Annotated in this window: 4 protein-coding genes and 1 pseudogene; all 5 read left to right on the plus strand. The window is 46.8% G+C overall.

All coding sequences use genetic code 11. The features are described from left to right. Nucleotides 1-30: 30 nt before the first annotated feature. A pseudogene (locus tag HWQ38_RS01150) lies at nt 31-114 on the plus strand (D-alanyl-D-alanine carboxypeptidase); the annotation flags it as partial. Nucleotides 115-424: 310 nt separating this feature from the next. Next, on the plus strand, nt 425-1,663 hold the full coding sequence (locus tag HWQ38_RS01155) for an acyl-CoA dehydrogenase family protein (RefSeq protein WP_292789357.1): 1,239 nt from the start codon (nt 425-427) through the stop codon (nt 1,661-1,663). Between the two features lie 101 nt (nt 1,664-1,764). Beyond that, complete coding sequence (locus HWQ38_RS01160) at nt 1,765-1,941, plus strand: hypothetical protein (protein ID WP_292789359.1); 177 nt, start codon at nt 1,765-1,767, stop codon at nt 1,939-1,941. Beyond that, nucleotides 1,901-2,461 carry an LLM class flavin-dependent oxidoreductase gene (locus tag HWQ38_RS01165; protein ID WP_292789362.1) on the plus strand — a complete coding sequence of 187 codons (561 nt, stop codon included), beginning with the start codon at nt 1,901-1,903 and terminating at the stop codon, nt 2,459-2,461. Before HWQ38_RS01160 ends, HWQ38_RS01165 begins: the two co-directional genes overlap by 41 nt. Before the next feature lie 158 nt (nt 2,462-2,619). After that, the gene (locus HWQ38_RS01170; protein ID WP_292789365.1) at nt 2,620-2,757 is read left to right on the plus strand and encodes a hypothetical protein; all 138 of its coding nucleotides are present in this window, start codon (nt 2,620-2,622) and stop codon (nt 2,755-2,757) included. Nucleotides 2,758-2,795: the final 38 nt, after the last annotated feature.

Here is a 2,795-nt window from a genome sequence, read left to right on the forward strand (position 1 = left end):
TGGCTATCCCACAAAAACAGGAGTTTACCCTTGAATAAGGCTGGGTTTTCTGGAAGACCGCAAAACTCATCCAATGACCTTGGTGATGATATTCCAGTGGCTGTACGCGATACCTTGTCTAAGCAATAATATTGACAACTGATGAAAAATTTGATAAATCTACGATAAGTTGATTGACTTTTAGTAGTTTTTTTTAGTAGTCAGGCTCAGCAGCTCTGATATTTTTAAAGCTCGATCGGTTAAATGTGTTACCAGAAATAATCGCTTCAGGACTGCAAGTATTCGTCAACTTTGTCATGCCAAGGTTGTCTTACCGTGAAGTGCAGCATCCTAAAGGAAAGGCTAGCTGCTTCTCGACAGAGATCACCCGACTACTCGCTAACATAGATTTTCCTCGAAATTAGGAAATTTGGAGACAACAACCATGATTAAGAGTCCAGAGAAATTTGCAGATAGGACAATCCAATTCTCGGCTCCTGTCACAGCTAACTCGCCGGAGTTGCAAACTCTGTTTGATTTCATTGCTCTGGGAGCAAGTGAGCGCGATCGCGATCGCATCCTTCCTTATAATGTGGTTGAATTGATCCGGCGTTCTAGATTAGGTGCATTGCGAATCCCCGTTGCCGAAGGTGGTGGTGGTAGCACTGCACGCGAACTATTCGAGGTCGTGATTCGGCTGGGGGATGCTGATCCAAATGTCGCTCACATTGTACGGAATCATTTCTCTGTAACAGAGCGAATTTTGCGTTCTGAGCGCACCCAAAGGAATCGTCGCTGGCTCAAGGCAGTCGTCGATGGCGCGATTATTGGACTCGCTTCGACCGAACTAGAAGCCAAACGATCAGGTGGTCGCCAAGTCGTGAATACAAAATTAACACCTGATGGCGACGGCTATCGTCTGAATGGAACGAAATATTACAGCACTGGCAGCCTTTACGCAGACTTGATTTTTGTGCGTGTGTTAGCACCAGATGGCTCTACAGCGTATATATTCATTCCTACTAACCGCGAGGGTCTTGAACTAGTGGACGACTGGGACGGCTTCGGACAAAGACTGACAGGTACGGGAACGACTACCTTCACCAATGTCCGTGTAGAGGCTGAAGAAGTAATTTTTGAGACAGACACAGACAAAGATGACCTCCCCTATAATATCGTCCCGCAATTATTCCTAACTGCCATCAACGCAGGTATTATTCGCAGTGTTCTGCGTGATGCGACAGCCCTCATCCTTAACAGACCCCGGACTTTCTACCATGCTGTATCCGAGCAAGCCTCAGAAGACCCAATCTTGCAACAGACTGTCGGGCAGATTGCTGCCAACGCCTTTGCCGCCGAAGCGATCGTCTTAGCGGCAGCTGATGGTCTCGATCGCCTCCCTGCTGCCTCAGTTCAGGGTGAAGAGGCAGAGACGGCTGCGGCACTGGCAACTTCTCTGAGTGCATCCAAAGCCAAATTGATTGTCGATGATTTGGCTCTAGGTTCGGCCACCTTATTGTTTGAAGTTGGTGGGGCTTCCACAACAAAGAAAAGCTCCAACTTTGATCGTCATTGGCGCAACGTCCGTACCTTATCCTCACACAACCCAAATCATTTTAAGGCTCGTGCGATCGGCGACTACGAGATCAACGGTACACCATTGCCGCAACGAGGATTCTTCTAATTTTGTTCAGATCCCTGACTTCTAACATCCGGGAAAGCACTTTATGAGTATTTATCAGAAGTCGGGGATCTGGCAGCCAACCGAAACCGTTGAGAGGAACAATGAGTACAATTGATGCTACTTTTTTGAGAGCAAGTAAAGAGGCGATCGCCTCTCCAATAGACTATCCTCAAAGCCCATTATCCCAAGCTCTCCGGCAGCCAGTACTGTTAGGGCTATTCTTACCAATTCATCACGGTGGTTGGAGTTCTTGTAACCTCCCGCGTACTCCTAGTTAATGCCACCGGTTCGGATGCTGGCATTGAGTTTGCGGGTCGCCATTCTGATATCGTATTTATCACCAGTCCGGCTGGTGGTGACATAGAAAGCGCCTTTTCGTCGTTACCCGCCCATACAGCCCGTGTTAAACAATCAGCGATCGCTAATGGTAGAGAAGTCCGCACTCTTCTAAATCCGCTTATTGTCGTGCGTGAAACTGAAAAAGAGGCGGAAGAATATGCTCAGGCGATAATCGACCATGCCGATTATCAGTCAATTGCTGGACGTTCAGGCGTTAGCAGCGATGCACACGCCTGGAGGGGGCATCAAAAGGGAAATCTGCGTCATGGCGTTGGCAGTGCGATCGGCGGTAATGTGCAGCTAATCGGTTCACCCGAACAAATTACCGAGCAACTTTTGCAACTGAATAAAGCTGGTGTCGATGGCTTCCAGCTTGCCTTCTACGATTTTGAGCCTGATCTTGATTTCTTTGGTAAGCGCGTTCTACCACTACTGAAACAGGCTGGACTTCGAGTCTAAGTTCTGCAACCTAGCTAATACCAATTCTCTAAAATCGGGCAACACATTCAAAATTTGACTTTCTTAATTACGAATTACCTTAGTGTAGCGCTAGCGAGTCAACGAGCATCATTACGAATTGGTATTCCGTCCTGTCTCCAACTTTGAGAGGTGTATTAATGCAAGGACAAGAATTACTACAAAGCTTGTTGCAAGGCACTAGTGAAACTTTTTACATGGTAAGTATATCTACTCTGGTTGCAATAGTATTAGGCTTACCTTTGGGCTTCTTGTTAGTGATCTGGAGTTTAGACTAAGCAATAAGAAACGACCCAGCAAAGCTGAGTTGAAAAAA

The organism is Nostoc sp. NMS7 (assembly GCF_017115085.1).
Taxonomy (GTDB): Bacteria; Cyanobacteriota; Cyanobacteriia; order Cyanobacteriales; family Nostocaceae; genus Nostoc.

Coding starts and splice junctions, on each gene's coding strand:
- HWQ38_RS01155 (WP_292789357.1), top strand. CDS start 425: ATGATTAAGAGTCCAGAGAAATTTGCAGATAGGACAATCCAATTCTCG.
- HWQ38_RS01160 (WP_292789359.1), top strand. CDS start 1,765: ATGAGTACAATTGATGCTACTTTTTTGAGAGCAAGTAAAGAGGCGATC.
- HWQ38_RS01170 (WP_292789365.1), top strand. CDS start 2,620: ATGCAAGGACAAGAATTACTACAAAGCTTGTTGCAAGGCACTAGTGAA.